General features: G+C 70.6%; 13 protein-coding genes and 1 tRNA gene. 9 read left to right on the top strand and 5 right to left on the bottom strand.

The window, feature by feature from the left end; translation table 11 throughout:
• The first annotated feature begins 14 nt into the window (after positions 1-14).
• From ACFY6U_RS45530 to ACFY6U_RS45515, 4 genes are all read left to right on the top strand, one after another.
• A complete protein-coding gene (locus tag ACFY6U_RS45530) occupies positions 15-2,753 on the top strand; it encodes a Tat pathway signal sequence domain protein (protein WP_390048077.1) in 2,739 nt (912 codons plus the stop codon).
• A gap of 121 nt (positions 2,754-2,874) precedes the next feature.
• Positions 2,875-3,321 (top strand): SRPBCC family protein, encoded by a 447-nt coding sequence (locus tag ACFY6U_RS45525; protein WP_390048075.1) that lies wholly within the window; start codon positions 2,875-2,877, stop codon positions 3,319-3,321.
• A 39-nt stretch (positions 3,322-3,360) separates the two neighbouring features.
• A tRNA-Val gene (locus ACFY6U_RS45520) sits at positions 3,361-3,435 on the top strand.
• A gap of 147 nt (positions 3,436-3,582) precedes the next feature.
• A complete protein-coding gene (locus ACFY6U_RS45515; RefSeq protein ID WP_390048073.1) occupies positions 3,583-3,987 on the top strand; it encodes a nuclear transport factor 2 family protein in 405 nt (134 codons plus the stop codon).
• 3 nt (positions 3,988-3,990) lie between these two features.
• Here the strand turns inward: ACFY6U_RS45515 and ACFY6U_RS45510 are convergent, their stop codons facing one another.
• Positions 3,991-4,410, bottom strand: a complete 420-nt coding sequence (locus tag ACFY6U_RS45510; protein WP_390048071.1) for a hypothetical protein — start codon at positions 4,408-4,410, stop codon at positions 3,991-3,993.
• A 288-nt stretch (positions 4,411-4,698) separates the two neighbouring features.
• Here ACFY6U_RS45510 and ACFY6U_RS45505 point away from each other — a divergent pair, with 288 nt between their 5' ends.
• The gene (locus tag ACFY6U_RS45505) at positions 4,699-5,220 is read left to right on the top strand and encodes a MarR family winged helix-turn-helix transcriptional regulator (RefSeq protein WP_390048069.1); all 522 of its coding nucleotides are present in this window, start codon (positions 4,699-4,701) and stop codon (positions 5,218-5,220) included.
• Here the strand turns inward: ACFY6U_RS45505 and ACFY6U_RS45500 are convergent.
• Positions 5,147-5,872 (bottom strand): 3'-5' exonuclease, encoded by a 726-nt coding sequence (locus tag ACFY6U_RS45500; RefSeq protein ID WP_351487675.1) that lies wholly within the window; start codon positions 5,870-5,872, stop codon positions 5,147-5,149. The genes ACFY6U_RS45505 and ACFY6U_RS45500 overlap by 74 nt on opposite strands.
• 169 nt (positions 5,873-6,041) lie before the next feature.
• On the opposite strand from ACFY6U_RS45500, the gene ACFY6U_RS45495 reads away from it, so the two are divergent.
• From ACFY6U_RS45495 to thrS, 3 genes are all read left to right on the top strand, one after another.
• Positions 6,042-6,608, top strand: a complete 567-nt coding sequence (locus ACFY6U_RS45495) for a DUF4365 domain-containing protein (protein WP_093505297.1) — start codon at positions 6,042-6,044, stop codon at positions 6,606-6,608.
• Positions 6,605-7,840, top strand: coding sequence for a hypothetical protein (locus ACFY6U_RS45490; protein ID WP_390048066.1), 1,236 nt, complete (start codon positions 6,605-6,607; stop codon positions 7,838-7,840). The genes ACFY6U_RS45495 and ACFY6U_RS45490 overlap by 4 nt, the downstream gene beginning before the upstream one ends.
• Positions 7,841-7,950: 110 nt before the next feature.
• Positions 7,951-9,927, top strand: coding sequence for a threonine--tRNA ligase (gene thrS, locus ACFY6U_RS45485; RefSeq protein ID WP_351487680.1), 1,977 nt, complete (start codon positions 7,951-7,953; stop codon positions 9,925-9,927).
• 27 nt (positions 9,928-9,954) lie between these two features.
• Here thrS and ACFY6U_RS45480 read toward each other — a convergent pair whose 3' ends face one another.
• Complete coding sequence (locus ACFY6U_RS45480; RefSeq protein WP_390048064.1) at positions 9,955-10,614, bottom strand: potassium channel family protein; 660 nt, start codon at positions 10,612-10,614, stop codon at positions 9,955-9,957.
• A gap of 67 nt (positions 10,615-10,681) precedes the next feature.
• On the opposite strand from ACFY6U_RS45480, the gene ACFY6U_RS45475 reads away from it, so the two are divergent.
• Positions 10,682-11,242 carry an HIT family protein gene (locus tag ACFY6U_RS45475; protein ID WP_390048062.1) on the top strand — a complete coding sequence of 187 codons (561 nt, stop codon included), beginning with the start codon at positions 10,682-10,684 and terminating at the stop codon, positions 11,240-11,242.
• A gap of 71 nt (positions 11,243-11,313) precedes the next feature.
• Here ACFY6U_RS45475 and ACFY6U_RS45470 read toward each other — a convergent pair whose 3' ends face one another.
• Together ACFY6U_RS45470 and ACFY6U_RS45465 are read right to left on the bottom strand one after the other, a co-directional pair.
• Positions 11,314-12,957, bottom strand: a complete 1,644-nt coding sequence (locus ACFY6U_RS45470; RefSeq protein ID WP_390048060.1) for a hypothetical protein — start codon at positions 12,955-12,957, stop codon at positions 11,314-11,316.
• Between the two features lie 152 nt (positions 12,958-13,109).
• On the bottom strand, positions 13,110-15,308 hold the full coding sequence (locus ACFY6U_RS45465; RefSeq protein WP_390048058.1) for an elongation factor G-like protein EF-G2: 2,199 nt from the start codon (positions 15,306-15,308) through the stop codon (positions 13,110-13,112).
• Positions 15,309-15,454: the final 146 nt, after the last annotated feature.

Genomic DNA, 15,454 nt, shown 5'->3' with positions numbered 1-15,454 from the left:
GGAAAGGCGGAAACATGTCTCCCATCCCCCGCAGGTCCCTCCTCAAGGCGGCCGCCGTCGCCGGCGCCGCCGCCCAGTTCAGCTGGGCGCTGGGTGCGAAGGACGCGCAGGCCGCGCCCGAAGCCGAGACCGCCGCCGCGGACCCGGTGACCCTGGACTGGCTGGAGGACGGCGGCCTCGGCGCCGCGCCCGGTTCGACCGTGGGCGTGCCCTGGCCGTTGGGCGCGTTCCAGGAGGACCAGGCCTTCGCGCTGACCGACGAGGACGGCAAGGACGTGCCCGTCCAGTCCTGGCCGATCGCCTACTGGCCCGACGGCTCCCTCAAGTGGACCGCCCACGCGGTGAGTTCCGGCAACGGCAGGCTCACCCTCGCGGCGGGCGAACCGGCCGCCCCCGCCCGGCAGATCACCGTCGACCAGCACGGTGGCACGATCGACGTGTCGACCGGAGTGATCGCCGTGAAGATCGGCAAGAACGGCTCGACGATCGTCAAGTCCGTCACCCGGGGGTCGACGGAGATCGCCAGGAACGGACGGCTCGTCCTCATCCGCCAGCCCGAGATCGAGGACGAGGACCAGAGCACGGTCAAGACCGAGCGCTTCGACGGGGCGATCGACTCCGTCACGGTCGAACAGGAGGGCCCGGTCCGGGCCGTGGTCCGCGTCGACGGCAAGCACCGCAAGGGAAGCCGCAGTTGGCTGCCGTTCTCGATCCGTCTCTACTTCTACGCGGGCGCGGACTCCTTCCGGATGGTCCACACGATCACCTACGACGGCACCCAGGAGCCGGGCAAGGCGAGCGGTGACTTCATCCGCGGGCTCGGGGTCCGCTTCAGCGTGCCGATGCGCGACGAGGCGTACGACCGGCACATCCGGATCGGAGGTGAGGGAATAGGCCTGCTGCGGGAAGCCGTCCAGGGCATCACCGGCCTGCGCCGCGACCCGGGCGCGGCCGTGCAGGCGGCCCAGTACGCGGGGGAGAAGCTGCCCGACCCGGCCACCTGGGACCAGCGCGTCACCACCCGCCTCCAGTACATCCCGCACTGGGGCGACTACACCCTCGCCCAGCTCTCCGCGGACGGCTTCACGCTCCGCAAGCGCACCAAGAAGGGGTACGGCTGGATCGCGGCCGGCGGCGGCAGACGGGCCTCCGGTTTCGGATACGTGGGCGGGGCGAGCGGCGGATTCTCCTTCGGTCTCCGGGACTTCTGGGAGAAGTTCCCGGCCCAGCTCGACATCCGCGACGCCCACACCGACGAAGCCGAGGTCACCCTCTGGCTCTGGTCGCCCGAGGCCCAGCCGATGGACCTGCGCTTCTACCACGACGGCATGGGCCAGGACACCTACGCCGAACAACTCGAAGGCCTCAACATCACCTACGAGGACTACGAGCCGGAGTTCGGCACCCCCTACGGCATCGCCCGCACCTCGGAGCTGTTGTTCTGGGCCAACGAGACGACACCGACACCCCAGGCGCTGGCCGACCAGGTCGACGCGGTCCGGGTGCTCCCGCAACTCACGGCCCCGCCCAAGCAGTTGATCAAGGCCAAGGTCTTCGGTCCCGGCCTGTTCTCCGAGCCCGACCGCTCCACCGCCGCCAAGGCGAAGATCGAGGACCACCTCGACTTCCTCTTCGCCTACTACAAGGACCAGGTGGAGCAACGCCGTTGGTACGGCTTCTGGGACTACGGCGACTTCATGCACACCTACGACACCGTGCGCCACCAGTGGCGGTACGACGTCGGCGGCTACGCCTGGGACAACTCCGAGCTCTCGCCCGACCTGTGGCTCTGGTACGCCTACCTGAGAAGCGGCCGCTCGGACATCTTCCGGTTCGCCGAGGCGCTCACCCGGCACACCGGCGAGGTGGACGTCTACCACATCGGTCAGTGGGCCGGGCTCGGCACCCGGCACGGCATCCAGCACTACGCGGACAGCGCCAAGCAGCAGCGCATCTCCAACACCACCTACCGGCGCTTCTACTACTTCCTCACCGCCGACGAACGCGTCGGCGACCTCATGGCCGCCAACGTCGACTCCGACGAGACCTTCCTCGTCCTGGACCCGCAGCGCAAGGTCCGCACCGACCCCTACACCCCCGACCGGCACGCCCTCTCCATCGGCTTCGGCACCGACTGGAGCGGCCTGGTCTCGGCCTGGCTGACCGAGTGGGAGCGCAAGGGCCCCAAGTGGGAGAAGGCCAAGGCCCGCGTCCTGTCGACCATGGAGGGCATCGCCGCCCAGCCCAACGGCTTCGTCCAGGGCAGCGGCCTCTACGACCTCGACACCGGCAGGTTCGCGACCGCCACCACCCCGGTGGTCTCCGTCTCCCACCTCTCGGCCGTCTTCGGCCTCAACGAACTCTGCGCCGAACTCATCTACCTGATCGACATGCCGAAGTTCAACGAGGCGTACTTCGACTACTGCCGCTACTTCAACGCCACCAAGACGGAACAGGCGGCACGCTACGGCTCCAACTTCGGCACCCTGCTGCTGTTCCAGGGCCACTCGCGCCTCGACGCGTACGCCGCCGTACAGACCGGCGACGCGACGCTCGCCCAGCGCGCGTGGACGAAGTTCTACAGCTCGGACGGCTACACCGAGTCCTCGCCGTGGAGGACCGAGCCGCTCCCCGGCCCGGTCACGCTCGTCGCGGGCAGCGAGGCGAGCTGGGTGTCCTCCAACGACACCGCGCTGTACGGGCTCGCCGCGATCGAGAACCTGGCCCTGCTCGGCGACAAGATGCCCTCGTAGCGGGGGTGGGGGAGCGCCGTCGCACGGGCGGCGGCGCTCGTACCGGTGAGTGTGGTCCAGGTCACTTCGTACGGGCATGAGTACGCGTACTCAGTTCCACGGTCTGCGACAGACTGCGGGCATGGACTGGAACCACTACCGCTTCCGCAGCCTGTGGCCCCTCCCGGTACCGCTCGCCACCGCGTACGAGGCGCTGCGGGAGGTGGAGGAGTACCCGCGGTGGTGGCCCCAGGTGCGTTCGGTGAACCGGCTGGACGACTCCGTCGCCGTCCTCACCATCCGGTCGTTCCTCCCGTACGACCTCACGTTCACCGCACGCGAGGCGCGGCGCGAGCCCGAGGCCGGCGTGCTGGAGATCTCGATGACCGGCGACATCGAGGGCTGGGCGCGCTGGACGATCACGGCCGACGGCACCGGCACCCTCGCCCGCTACGACCAGGTCGTCGACGTCCACAAGCCGCTGCTGCGGCGACTCGCCCTGCTGGGGCGGCCGTTCTTCCGGCTCAACCACCGGCTGATGATGAGCGCCGGACGGCGCGGACTGCTCAGGCACCTCCAAGCGGTTTGAACGACACCCGCCGGTACCTGTATCGTTCACTGCGTTCCCGGGCGATTAGCTCAGTGGGAGAGCGCTTCGTTCACACCGAAGAGGTCACTGGTTCGAACCCAGTATCGCCCACCACCGGGAAGGCCGGTCCGCTATTGCGGACCGGCCTTTTTGCTGCTCGGGATCCGGCCGAACGGTGGACTCGGCGGCCGGCGCCCGCCTGCCCCTCGGCCGGCCGCGGCGAGCGTGCCTAGGCTGGCACCGCCACGGAAGGGCGGTGCCATGGATGCTGAGTCCCGGACCAGGGCCGCGATCGAGGAGCACTGGCGGGCATCGGAACGCGGGGACGTCGAAGCCGAGCACGCCGTCTACGCCGCGGACGCGATCCTCGACTACCCGCAGTCCGGTGAGCGTTTCCGCGGGCGCGACACCATCGCGGCGCAACGCGGCGGGCACCCGGCCGACCGGCACTTCACCGTCCGGCGGATCACCGGCCACGCGCAGCTGTGGGTCAGCGAGTGCGTCATCACCTACGACGGAGTGCCGTCGTACTCGGTGAGCATCATGGAATTCGCCGACGGGCAGGTGGTGCACGAGACCCAGTACTTCGGGGGTTCCTTCGGCACACCGGCATGGCGGGCGGCGCTCGCGGAGCCGATGCCGGGACGGACCATCACGAGCTCCTGACGGTCAGCCGACCGGTTCGCAGCCGGTGGCGTCGGCGGTGTCGGCGCTGCCGAAGCGCGCCCGGTAGGCCCCCGGCGTGATGTCCAGGTTGCGTGCGAAGGCCCGGCGCAGCGACTCCGGCGAGCCGAAGCCGGTGCGCCGGGCCACCGTGGCCATGAGGTGGCCACGCACCCGGTACGCGTGGACGAGGGCCGCGACCCGGACGGCCCCGACCGCCGCCTCGGCACCGGCGCGGCCCTCCGGAACGGCCCGGGGGACCGGTACGGCCGGAGACGGCGGGGCTGCGAAGAAGTCCCGCCACGTCTCGTCGACCGGGTCCGGGTCGTGCAGGTAGCGCTGCCGCTGTTCGTCCACGACCCATTGGTCGAGTCCGAAGTCCAGCCCGTGCACCGCCGCTGGAGCGGTTTCTGACGGCGGCGTCATGGCGTGGAACGCCTTCTTCCCTGTGTGCAGTCGTCGGATCCCGGCGCGACCCGGCGACCGTCCGACCGCGTCGGGCTGTCGACGCCAGAAGGCGGGAGCGCCGAGACGGACGGCCCCTCGGGCCACATGTGCCTCACATCGGGACATCGGCGGCGTGTGTGGAAGGAGACCGTGTCCTGATCCGAGGGCCTGCTGTCCGCCCGGCGCGCGATCGGCGTCGTGCGGGATCCGGTTGTGACTGTCCGGTCGCGCGTCCGCGGCCGGAGCACCGACCTCTGGGGAACGAAGATGATCGACCGTGATCCGTCGGACACCACCCGGCAGCCTCCGCCCGTCCTGCGGACCCTGGGGCTCCTGCACGGCGAGCTGCGGGCCCGGCACGGCCTGTCGCTCCACGACTACCTCGTCCTCGGCGCCCTCGCAGAAGCAGAAGCAGAAGCAGAAGCCGAAGCCGAAGCCGAGGGCCGGTCCGGGGAGGGGCCCGTGCCCGTGCCCGTGGCCCGGCTGACGGCACTCCTCAGGGAATCGGGCAACCGGATGTCCTTCGTCCTGAAGGGACTGCAGGCGGCCGGCCTGATCGAACGCGACCGCCGGGCCGGCGACCGCAGGACGGTCGAGGTCACCCTCACCGACGCGGGACGCGCCGGTTTCACGGACGCGGAAAGCACGGCGCAGGCGCTGCTGCGCCGGCACCTGGTGGCGTCGGGGCGGGGCACCGGCACCGGCGCCCCGCCCGTCACGCCGCCGTCGGCAGGTCCGGCCGCAGCGGCCAGTACGTGTTCACCGTCTCCGGTGTGCCGCTGCGGGTGAACCACGCCTGCAGGCCCCGCGCCTGCGCCGCGTGCCAGGTCGTCTGCAGGGTGTGCAGCTCGGCCGGGGTCAGGCGCTCCAGGCGGGCCGCGAAACGGCGGCCCAGCGCCCGTACGAGCTCCAGGGACGCGAGCGCGTCCGCGCCCGCGTCGTGCGCGCCTTCGAGGGTGACCTCGTAGTGCGCGCACAGGTCGGTCAGGGTCCGGCGGCCCTTGCGGTAGCGGTCCAGATGCTTGTCCAGGACCCGGGGGTCGAGGACGAGCAGGGGGCTCGCCTCGAACCAGCGGTCCAGTGCGGACGCCCGGTGCCGGCGCAACTCCCGGTCCAGAAGCGTCAGATCGAACGGCGCGTTCATCACCACCAGCGGGCGGTGCATCGCCGCGTGCTCGGCCAGTTCCTCGGCTATCTCGTGCATCACCGGCGCCGGCCAACGGCCGTTGCGCTGCAGGTGTTCGTCCGTCAGCCCGTGCACCGCCGTCGCCGCCTCCGGCACCGGCACACCCGGGTTGACCAGCCAGCGGGTCACCCGGGGCCGGGTGCCCGGGGCGTCCTGGACGACGACGGCGGCCGACACGATCCGGTCGGTCTCGACGTCAACGCCCGTGGTCTCCGTGTCGAAGGCGGCCAGGGGCCCCTCGTACCAGCACGTCATGCCCATACAACTCCTCGTTCACCCACGGCAGGTGACGTTCCGTCTTCTGCCCGTTTGGTGATACCCGGGCCGTTTGCGACGTACGCCGGAAGGACACAACAGGAGTGCGGGTCTTTGCAGTTCAGCGGCCCGCCACGGGGAAACTCTTTGGCTGGGAAGGCTGTTGGTCATGGCGATAGCGCAGCCCGAACGGGGCGGGCTGCTGCCCGAACGTACGGGCCCCCATCGCGGCACACTCGCGACCACCGCCTGCATGGAGACACTGCAGGTGGGCTATCTGCATGCCGTCGCGGCGGCGGCCGGCTGCTCGCTGTCGCAGCCCTTCCCGGACAACGGCATCGACTGGCACGTCAGTCACGGCTCGCCGGGGCACACCGTCGACGACGAGGTGACGATAAAGGTGCAGCTCAAGTGCACCTACCAGATCGCGCCCAACCCGCCGGGACGTTTCTTCTCCTTCACGCTGGACAACGACCACCTGCGCAAGCTCGCCCGCACACCGGTGTCGGTGCACAAGATCCTGGTGGTGATGCTGGTACCGCGCTCCCAGGACGACTGGCTGCGCGCCAGCCACGACCGGCTCGATCTGCGCCACTGCTGCTACTGGGTCAACCTGGCAGGGCACCCGATCACCGGCCGGCACCGGACCACCGTGCGGGTTCCGACCTCGCGCATCTTCGACGACCGGGCGCTCTGCGAGATCATGACGCGGGTCGGGACGGGAGGCAGACCATGAGGCACCGTCCGTACGAGGAGCAGCTGCGGGAGGTCCGGCCGCATCCCGACGATCTCCACGGGACCCACTGGAGCCGTCCCCCCGAGCCCGCCGAGGTCGACCCGGCCGTGCTCGGCGCCCTGCTGCGCCGGCACGGCTGGCAGCGGCGCGGGGGAGCGCCGGGGCGCTACGGCCGCTGGACCCCACCCGGGCCGGGCAGCACCGGCACCAGCCTGCTCGTACCCGAGAGCCGTGCCTTCCCGGACAGCGACGACCTGCTCGGGGAGGCACTGACGGCTCTGGTGCGCAGCGGCACGCCGGCCGCCCGCGAGGTGCTGGTCGGGCTCGCCGTGCCCAGCGACGAGATCCGCTGGTGGCGGGACGTGCCCAGCGGGCCGGCGGACGCCGCGTCCTGGACGGTCGAGGAGCAGCTGCGCACCGCCGCCCGGCAGACCCTGCTGGCCGGCGCGCTCGCCACCCGCGCGCGTGCCGGTTACTACGGCGCCCGGCACAAGCGTGCGGCCGCCGCCATGCTGGAGTCCGTCCTCGTCGGCTCGGCGGACGGCGGACGCGGCCTGGCCGCCTTCGTGCCCGTCGGCACCGGACGGCCCCTCGCCGTACGCCTCCACCAGGCCCTGTACGCCGCCCGCGAGGCCATCGACTACCAGCGGGCCACCGGCGGCATGGACGCCTTCGACGGAGCCGTCGAGGCGGGCGTGAGCCGGGAGCTGACCGACGCCCTCGTCACGCTCGTACGCGGCACGGAGGGCGCCCGCGTCTCCGTGGAGTGGGCGCCGGGCGCCGGCGTCCCCGACGACTGCGCGGCCACCCCCGAGCCCATCGAGTTCTCGCCCGGCGACCTGCCCGTGCTGCGCGAGGCGGGCGCCCGCTATCTGCGCGACGAACCCTCGGTCGCGGTCCGGGTCACCGGCACCGTCGTCCGCATGCGCCGCTCCGAGCCGCGTGGCGAGGGCGCGGTACGGCTCCGGGTGATCGCCGGGGCCGAGGTGCCGTACGTGCGGGTCACCCTCGACGAGGAGGACTACCGGATCGCCGGGCAGGCGCACCTGGTCGGGCTCCCGGTGCGGGTGCACGGGCGGCTGGAGAGCCGGGGCGGCTTCCGGCGGCTGTCCGGCGCCTTCGGGGTCGTGCCGGTCCAGGTGGACGAGGCCGAGCGGGACCGGCTGATGAAGTCGCTCCAGGAGAACCTCGACTTCTTCGAGGAGGCGTGCACCGGAGACGACTGCGACTGAGCGGGGACTGTCGGTAACCGTTTCGCGGACGGAGGGTCGGGGTCGGTACGATCCCCTATTGCGCGCGCTCCTGGTATGGCGCCGCATCCACCTTCAGTCAGGAGAGACCGGTGTCAGACGTCCGTGTGATCATCCAACGCGATTCCGAGCGGGAAGAGCGCGTGGTGACGACGGGCACTACGGCCGCCGAGCTCTTCGCCGGCGAGCGCTCGATCATCGCCGCCCGGGTGGCCGGTGAGCTCAAGGACCTCGCGTACGAGGTGAAGGACGGCGAGACCGTCGAGGGCGTCGAGATCTCCTCCGAGGACGGCCTCAACATCCTGCGCCACTCCACCGCGCACGTCATGGCCCAGGCCGTGCAGGAGCTGTTCCCCGAGGCCAAGCTGGGCATCGGCCCGCCCGTCAAGGACGGTTTCTACTACGACTTCGACGTCGAGAAGCCGTTCCACCCCGATGACCTCAAGGCCATCGAGAAGAAGATGCAGGAGATCCAGAAGCGGGGGCAGAAGTTCTCCCGCCGCGTGGTGACCGACGAGGCGGCCCGCGAGGAGCTGGCGGACGAGCCGTACAAGCTGGAGCTGATCGGCCTCAAGGGCTCCGCGTCCAGCGACGACGGCGCGGACGTCGAGGTCGGCGCCGGTGAGCTGACGATCTACGACAACCTGGACGCCAAGACCGGCGAGCTGTGCTGGAAGGACCTCTGCCGCGGTCCCCACCTGCCCTCCACCCGCCTGATCCCGGCGTTCAAGCTGATGCGCAACGCGGCCGCCTACTGGCGCGGCAGCGAGAAGAACCCGATGCTCCAGCGCATCTACGGCACCGCCTGGCCGTCCAAGGACGAGCTGAAGGAGTACCTGGACTTCCTCGCCGAGGCCGAGAAGCGCGACCACCGCAAGCTGGGCAGCGAGCTGGACCTGTTCTCCATCCCGGAGCAGATCGGCTCCGGCCTCGCCGTCTTCCACCCCAAGGGCGGCGTCGTCCGCCGGGTGATGGAGGACTACTCGCGCCGCCGGCACGAGGAGGAGGGCTACGAGTTCGTCTACACCCCGCACGCCACGAAGGGGAAGCTCTTCGAGACCTCCGGGCACCTGGACTGGTACGCCGACGGCATGTACCCGCCCATGCAGCTCGACGAGGGCGTGGACTACTACCTCAAGCCCATGAACTGCCCGATGCACAACCTGATCTTCGACGCGCGCGGCCGTTCCTACCGTGAACTGCCCCTGCGCCTCTTCGAGTTCGGGACCGTGTACCGGTACGAGAAGTCGGGTGTCGTGCACGGCCTGACCCGGGCCCGTGGCTTCACCCAGGACGACGCGCACATCTACTGCACCAAGGAGCAGATGGCGGAGGAGCTCGACAAGACGCTCACCTTCGTCCTGAACCTGCTGCGCGACTACGGCCTCACCGACTTCTACCTGGAGCTGTCCACCAAGGACCCGGAGAAGTTCGTCGGCTCCGACGAGGTCTGGGAGGAGGCGACCGAAACGCTCCGCGCGGTCGCCGAGAAGCAGGGCCTCCCGCTCGTCCCCGACCCGGGCGGCGCCGCCTTCTACGGCCCGAAGATCTCCGTGCAGACCAAGGACGCCATCGGCCGCACCTGGCAGATGTCGACCGTCCAGCTCGACTTCAACCTGCCCGAGCGCTTCGACCTGGAGTACACCGCCGCCGACGGCTCCAAGCAGCGCCCGGTGATGATCCACCGCGCCCTGTTCGGCTCCATCGAGCGGTTCTTCGCGGTGCTCCTGGAGCACTACGCGGGCGCCTTCCCGGCATGGCTGGCGCCGGTCCAGGCGGTGGGCATCCCGATCGGCGACGGGCACGTCGAGTACCTGCAGAAGTTCGCCGCCGAGGCGAAGAAGCAGGGGCTGCGGGTCGAGGTGGACGCGTCCTCGGACCGCATGCAGAAGAAAATCCGCAACGCCCAGAAGCAGAAGGTGCCCTTCATGGTCATCGCGGGCGACGAGGACATGGCGGCCGGCTCGGTCTCCTTCCGCTACCGCGACGGCTCCCAGGAGAACGGCATCCCGTTCGACGAGGCCATCGCCAAGATCGTGAAGGTGGTCGCGGAGCGGACCCAGGTCTGATCCGCCTCCGTCAGGGGCCCCCGGAGATCAGTTCTCCGGGGGCCTTCTCTCGTCCTCGCTCAGCGAGAACCGCTGCAGCATCCAGGAAGAGAAGGACCCCGTGACGGTGCCCAGCAGCGCCAGACCGCAGGCCATCAGCCCCGCCGCGATGAACCGGCCCAGGGTGGTCACCGGGACGTAGTCGCCGTAACCGACCGTGGAGAGGGTCGAGCAGGTCCACCAGAGGGAGTCGCCGAAGGTGCGGATGTTCGCGTTCGGGGCCGAGCGTTCGGCCTGGTAGACGGCGAGGGCACCGGAGAAGCCCAGCAGTGAGATCGACAGCGCCGAGTAGGCTGCCACGCGCGCGTGCAACGCGAGCCGGGGCTCCCCGTGCCGGCGCTGCATCGACTCGTACGTCCGTACGACCCGCACCGGCCGTAGCAGCGGCAGCACCAGGACGACCGTGTCCAGCCAGTGCCGCCGTACGAACCGCGGTCCCTCGCCGCTGAGCCGCCAGCGCACCGCGTAGTCGACGGCGAACATCGCCCAGGCCGTGTACATCAGCGCGAGGAAGACGGCGTGCGCGGCCTCCGGCAGGTTCGGCTCCAGCACGTGCACCGCGTACGAGCCGAGGAAGACCAGCGACGCGATACCGAGCGTCAGGTCGGTCCCGCGGTCCCAGCGGTTCAGCCGGCTGTCGTCGTCCATCCGCCCAGCTTCGCCGCCGGGGCCTTTCCCGCGGCCCCGGCGACACGCCGCGAACGGGCGAAGCCATATGCTGCGTAGCATGACGAGTGAGCCGGAGCAGCAGATCGGAGTGGGGACGCAGGACGCGTTCCAGCGCCTGTGGACGCCCCACCGGATGGCCTACATCCAGGGCGAGAACAAGCCGACCGGTCCGGGGGCCGACGACGGCTGTCCCTTCTGCTCGATCCCGGCCAAGTCCGACGAGGACGGGCTGATCGTCCGGCGCGGTGAGCACGTCTACGCGGTGCTCAACCTCTACCCGTACAACGGCGGCCACCTGATGACCGTCCCCTACCGCCATGTCGCCGACTACACGGACCTGACCGGACCGGAGACGGTCGAACTGGCCGAGCTGACCAAGCAGGCGATGACCGCGCTGCGCACGGCGTCCGGCGCCCACGGCTTCAACATCGGTATGAACCAGGGCACGGTGGCGGGCGCCGGCATCGCGGCCCACCTGCACCAGCACATCGTCCCGCGCTGGGGCGGCGACACGAACTTCATGCCGGTGGTGGGCCACACGCGGGTGCTGCCGCAGCTGCTGGCGGACACCCGGAAGATGCTGGCCGAGGCCTGGCCGACGGTGTAGACCGTGTGGCTCCCCTCCCCACGGCACGGCACGGCACGGCACGGCACGGGGAGGGGCCGGTCGGCCTGCCCTCACGCGTCGTAGGTGTCGGCCTTCTTCGGTGACGCCTCCTGGACCGACCCGCTGAGCGCTCCCGCCCGTGCGTTGAACTTGTCCATGTTGACGTCGTGATCCTTGAGCACGGTGAACGCGGCCCGGTGCACCGCCCGGAGCACCGGCGTGGCCGCGCGCAGCGCGTCGTCGGCCATGAAGCGGTGCTTCCAGGGCTGGTCGGCCCAGGCGTGCCGGAGGCCGAACGGCTCGGGCAGGCCTATGGAACCGCCGAGCCACTTCAGCAGCGGCGGATACCAGCTGATCGCCGCCCGAGCGGCGAGCCGTACCACCTCGTCCGGGGTGACCAGGGGCAGTTTGACGGTCCGGGTCTCCCAGAACCGGACGGTCTTGGCGACCGTCTTGGTGGGGGCCTCGGGCTTGCCGCTGAACAGGCCGTTGACCGGACCGAGGGCGTGTCCGGTGACCTCGATCCGCAGGGTCTCCTTCAGCACGGTCACGGTCGCCATCATCGTGATGATCAGGCCGCCGTCCCACAGGTGCGGCCACTGCACGCCCAGGTAGTGCCGTTCGCCCTTGTCGAAGTGGTTGTTGTTGCAGATCCGCTCCACGTCGGCGGGGCCCACCTGGTAGTCGGTTCCCTCGGGCCTGGACACCGCCGAGGCGCCCTCTCCGACATGGGTGACGATCCAGTGCTTGACCTGCGGTGCCGGGAACCCGCCGGTCTTCAGGTGCTGCCGGTGCAGCACGCTCAGCTCCTTCTCGATCTCCCGGACGACCGTCCAGGCGCGGAACTCGTGGATGCCCTTGACCGGATCGAGCGGGACCAGCTCCTCGGCGAGGTGCCAGGAGCCCCAGCGGGTGCCCATGCCGAGTATGCCCTTGGGGCCGGCGTAGAAGACCGAGTTGGACTGCTGCTCGGCGCTGAGCTGGGCCAGGGACTGGCGCAGCTGCTCCGCGGCGGCATGGTCGGGGCTGGTCGGCACGGCCTCGGGGACCTTGGCGCCGACGCTGCCGCCGGAGAGCAGGCCGTCCCAGGCCTCGCGCAGGTCCCTCGCGGTGCGCTCGCACAACCGCTTGGCCAGGTACCAGCCGACGACGGGGAGCACGATGCAGCCGCGCGCGTACCAGCCCCAGAAGCCGGTGAGGGGCATCCGGATCAGGAAGACGACCGCGAGGACGCCGACGGCGGCCAGCAGGGCGCTGCCGAACCCGGAGACCCGCTTGTTGTCGGCCTTCAGCATGGTGGCCCGGAGCTGGAAGACGCCCAGCCAGACCAGCAGTCCGGGCAGGAAGAGCAGGCCGAACAGGAACATGACGGCGGTGAGCCGCGTGTCGCGTTCCCGGCGGATGCGGTTGGCCGCGAGGCAGTGCTCGACGACCATCTGGGGTTCGCTGCCGAAGGACTGGATGAGGGGTTTGCGTCCGACGCCCAGCATGCGGTCGATGACCGCCTGGGAGTACGCCTCACCGAAGTTGGGCCGGAATATCCTGGCCCACTTGCGGCCCTCCTTGACCTCGGACTTGTGCCACTCGTTGTCGGCCTTCTTGATCTCCTCCATCGGCGTGTCCCGGTAGGCCGCCGAGGCCAGGGCATAGGTCGGTGCCTGCGCCTCACCGCCCGGCCTGGGCACCTGTGGCCCGAAGAAGTCCTCGAAGCTCATTCCCGCCCCCACTTGCCGCCGTCCCGCTTCTGCGGCCTTCCCGACTTCCGTACTCCGCACACCTGTTGATCAAGTACTCAGAGTATCCCCAGCCACCGACAAGCGTCGGCGGACGGCCGAAGCCGCCCGCCGAACGCTCCCGTTGACACCAATCAGGAGGCTTCTTTGGCCTGTTCGCGAATCTTCTCGGCGATCTGCGGCGGCATCGGCTCGTGCCGGGCGTAGGAGCGGCTGAAACGCGCCGTGCCGTGCGACAGGGAGCGCAGGTCGACCGCGTAGCGGCCGATCTCGAACTCCGGTACCTCGGCCTTGACGAGAGTGCGCCCGCCGCTGGTCTGCTCGGTGCCGAGCACCCGGCCGCGCCGCCCGGACAGGTCGCTCATCACCGCGCCCACGTAGTCGTCGCCGACCAGCACGGACACCTCGGCCACCGGCTCAAGCAGATGGATCTTCGCGTCCGCCGCGGCCTCCCGCAGTGCCAGCGCGCCGGCCGTCTGGAAGGCGGCGTCGGAGGAGTCCACCGAGTGCGCCTTGCCGTCGAGCAGGGTGACCCGCACGTCGACCAGCTCGTAGCCGGCGGCGACCCCCTTGACGGCCTGGGCCCTGATGCCCTTCTCGACCGACGGGATGAACTGCCGGGGCACCGCGCCGCCGACCACCTTGTCGACGAACTCGATGCCGGAGCCGCCCGGCAGGGGTTCCACCTCGATCTCGCAGATCGCGAACTGCCCGTGCCCGCCGGACTGCTTGACGTGCCGGCCGCGCCCGGCGGACTTCCCGGCGAACGTCTCCCGGAGGGACACCTTGTGCGGTACGACGTCGACCTGGACGCCGTACCGGCTGCGCAGCCGCTCCAGGGCGACGTCCGCGTGCGCCTCGCCGAGGCACCAGAGCACCACCTGGTGGGTGTCCTGGTTCTGTTCGAGCCGCATGGTCGGGTCCTCGGCGACCAGGCGGGCGAGGCCTTGCGAGAGCTTGTCCTCGTCCGCCTTGCTGTGTGCCTGGATGGCGAGCGGCAGCAGCGGGTCGGGCATCTCCCACGGCTCCATGAGCAGCGGGTCGTCCTTGCCGGAGAGGGTGTCCCCGGTCTCCGCGCGGCCGAGCTTCGCCACGCACGCCAGGTCGCCGGCGATGACGTGGGTGACGGGCCGCTGCTGTTTGCCGAACGGCGTGGACAGGGCGCCGATCTTCTCGTCGACGTCGTGGTCCTCGTGCCCGCGGTCGGCGAGCCCGTGCCCGGAGACGTGGACCGTCTCGTCGGGCCGCAGGGTGCCGGAGAAGACCCGGACCAGCGAGACCCGGCCGACGTACGGGTCGGAGGCGGTCTTCACCACCTCCGCGACCAGCGGGCCGCCGGTGTCGCACGGCTTGATCTCGCGGGGCTTGCCGTCGATGGTGGTGACCCCGGGCGTGGGGTGCTCGAACGGCGTCGGGAAGCCGCCGGTGACCAGTTCCAGGAGCTCGACCGTGCCGAGGCCCTGGCGGGCGCCGTCGGCGGCCGGGGCGGCGGCCAGGACGGGGAAGAAGGCCCCGCGGGCCACGGCCCGCTCCAGGTCCTCGATCAGCGTCTTGAGGTCGATCTGCTCGCCGCCCAGATAGCGGTCCATGAGGGTCTCGTCCTCGCTCTCCGAGATGATCCCCTCGATGAGCCGGTTGCGGGCGTCCTCGATGTCCGGCAGCTGGTCGGGGCCCGGCTCGGACTCCTTGCGCTCCCCGGTGGAGTAGTCGAACAGCTTCTGGGTGAGCAGCCCGACCAGACCGGTCACGGGCGCGTGCCCGTCCGGCCCCTGCGGGCCGTAGAGCGGCAGGTAGAGGGGGAGCACGGCGTCGGGGTCGTCGGCGCCGAACGCCTCGGCGCACACCCGGGTCATCTCCTGGAAGTCCGCGCGGGCGGCCTCCAGGTGCGTGACGACGATCGCCCGGGGCATCCCGACGGCCGCGCACTCCTCCCACACCATCCGGGTCGAGCCGTCCACCCCGTCCGAGGCCGAGACGACGAAGAGGGCCGCGTCCGCCGCGCGCAGACCGGCCCTCAGCTCACCGACGAAGTCGGCGTATCCCGGGGTGTCCAGGATGTTGATCTTGATTCCGTTCCAGTCGACCGGCACCAGCGACAGCTGTACGGAGCGCTGCTGCCGGTGCTCGATGTCGTCGTAGTCCGAGACGGTCCCGCCGTCCTCCACGCGGCCCGCGCGGTTCACCGCTCCCGCGGTCAGCGCGAGCGCCTCCACCAACGTGGTCTTGCCCGATCCGGAGTGGCCGACCAGCACCACATTCCGTACAGACGCGGGGTGGTCGGCCGCCCTTGCCCTGCCGGCGGCTCCGGGGTGTTCCTTGACCTTGTCGCCCATGGTTTTGCCTCCCGTGCACGGTGAGGTCTCTGTGGGCGCGGGCGAGCATGGCGGGCCGCGTGCGGTGGCGGCTCCGATGACGCCCGCGGTTATTCGAGCTTTCCACTCCCGTCACGGTGCGTCCATACGAAGGACGTGATCGTGCC

This window comes from Streptomyces sp. NPDC013157, from assembly GCF_042899865.1.
Lineage (GTDB): Bacteria > Actinomycetota > Actinomycetes > Streptomycetales > Streptomycetaceae > Streptomyces.
This window is presented reverse-complemented; position numbering and strand designations above follow the sequence as displayed.

Bases quoted from the DNA above. Each gene is read 5' to 3' on its own strand.
- ACFY6U_RS45465 (WP_390048058.1), bottom strand. From the start codon at position 15,308: ATGGGCGACAAGGTCAAGGAACACCCCGGAGCCGCCGGCAGGGCAAGG.
- ACFY6U_RS45475 (WP_390048062.1), top strand. From the start codon at position 10,682: ATGCTGCGTAGCATGACGAGTGAGCCGGAGCAGCAGATCGGAGTGGGG.
- ACFY6U_RS45515 (WP_390048073.1), top strand. From the start codon at position 3,583: ATGGATGCTGAGTCCCGGACCAGGGCCGCGATCGAGGAGCACTGGCGG.
- ACFY6U_RS45525 (WP_390048075.1), top strand. From the start codon at position 2,875: ATGGACTGGAACCACTACCGCTTCCGCAGCCTGTGGCCCCTCCCGGTA.
- ACFY6U_RS45470 (WP_390048060.1), bottom strand. From the start codon at position 12,957: ATGAGCTTCGAGGACTTCTTCGGGCCACAGGTGCCCAGGCCGGGCGGT.
- ACFY6U_RS45510 (WP_390048071.1), bottom strand. From the start codon at position 4,410: ATGACGCCGCCGTCAGAAACCGCTCCAGCGGCGGTGCACGGGCTGGAC.
- ACFY6U_RS45480 (WP_390048064.1), bottom strand. From the start codon at position 10,614: ATGGACGACGACAGCCGGCTGAACCGCTGGGACCGCGGGACCGACCTG.
- ACFY6U_RS45495 (WP_093505297.1), top strand. From the start codon at position 6,042: ATGGCGATAGCGCAGCCCGAACGGGGCGGGCTGCTGCCCGAACGTACG.
- ACFY6U_RS45500 (WP_351487675.1), bottom strand. From the start codon at position 5,872: ATGACGTGCTGGTACGAGGGGCCCCTGGCCGCCTTCGACACGGAGACC.
- ACFY6U_RS45505 (WP_390048069.1), top strand. From the start codon at position 4,699: ATGATCGACCGTGATCCGTCGGACACCACCCGGCAGCCTCCGCCCGTC.
- ACFY6U_RS45530 (WP_390048077.1), top strand. From the start codon at position 15: ATGTCTCCCATCCCCCGCAGGTCCCTCCTCAAGGCGGCCGCCGTCGCC.
- ACFY6U_RS45490 (WP_390048066.1), top strand. From the start codon at position 6,605: ATGAGGCACCGTCCGTACGAGGAGCAGCTGCGGGAGGTCCGGCCGCAT.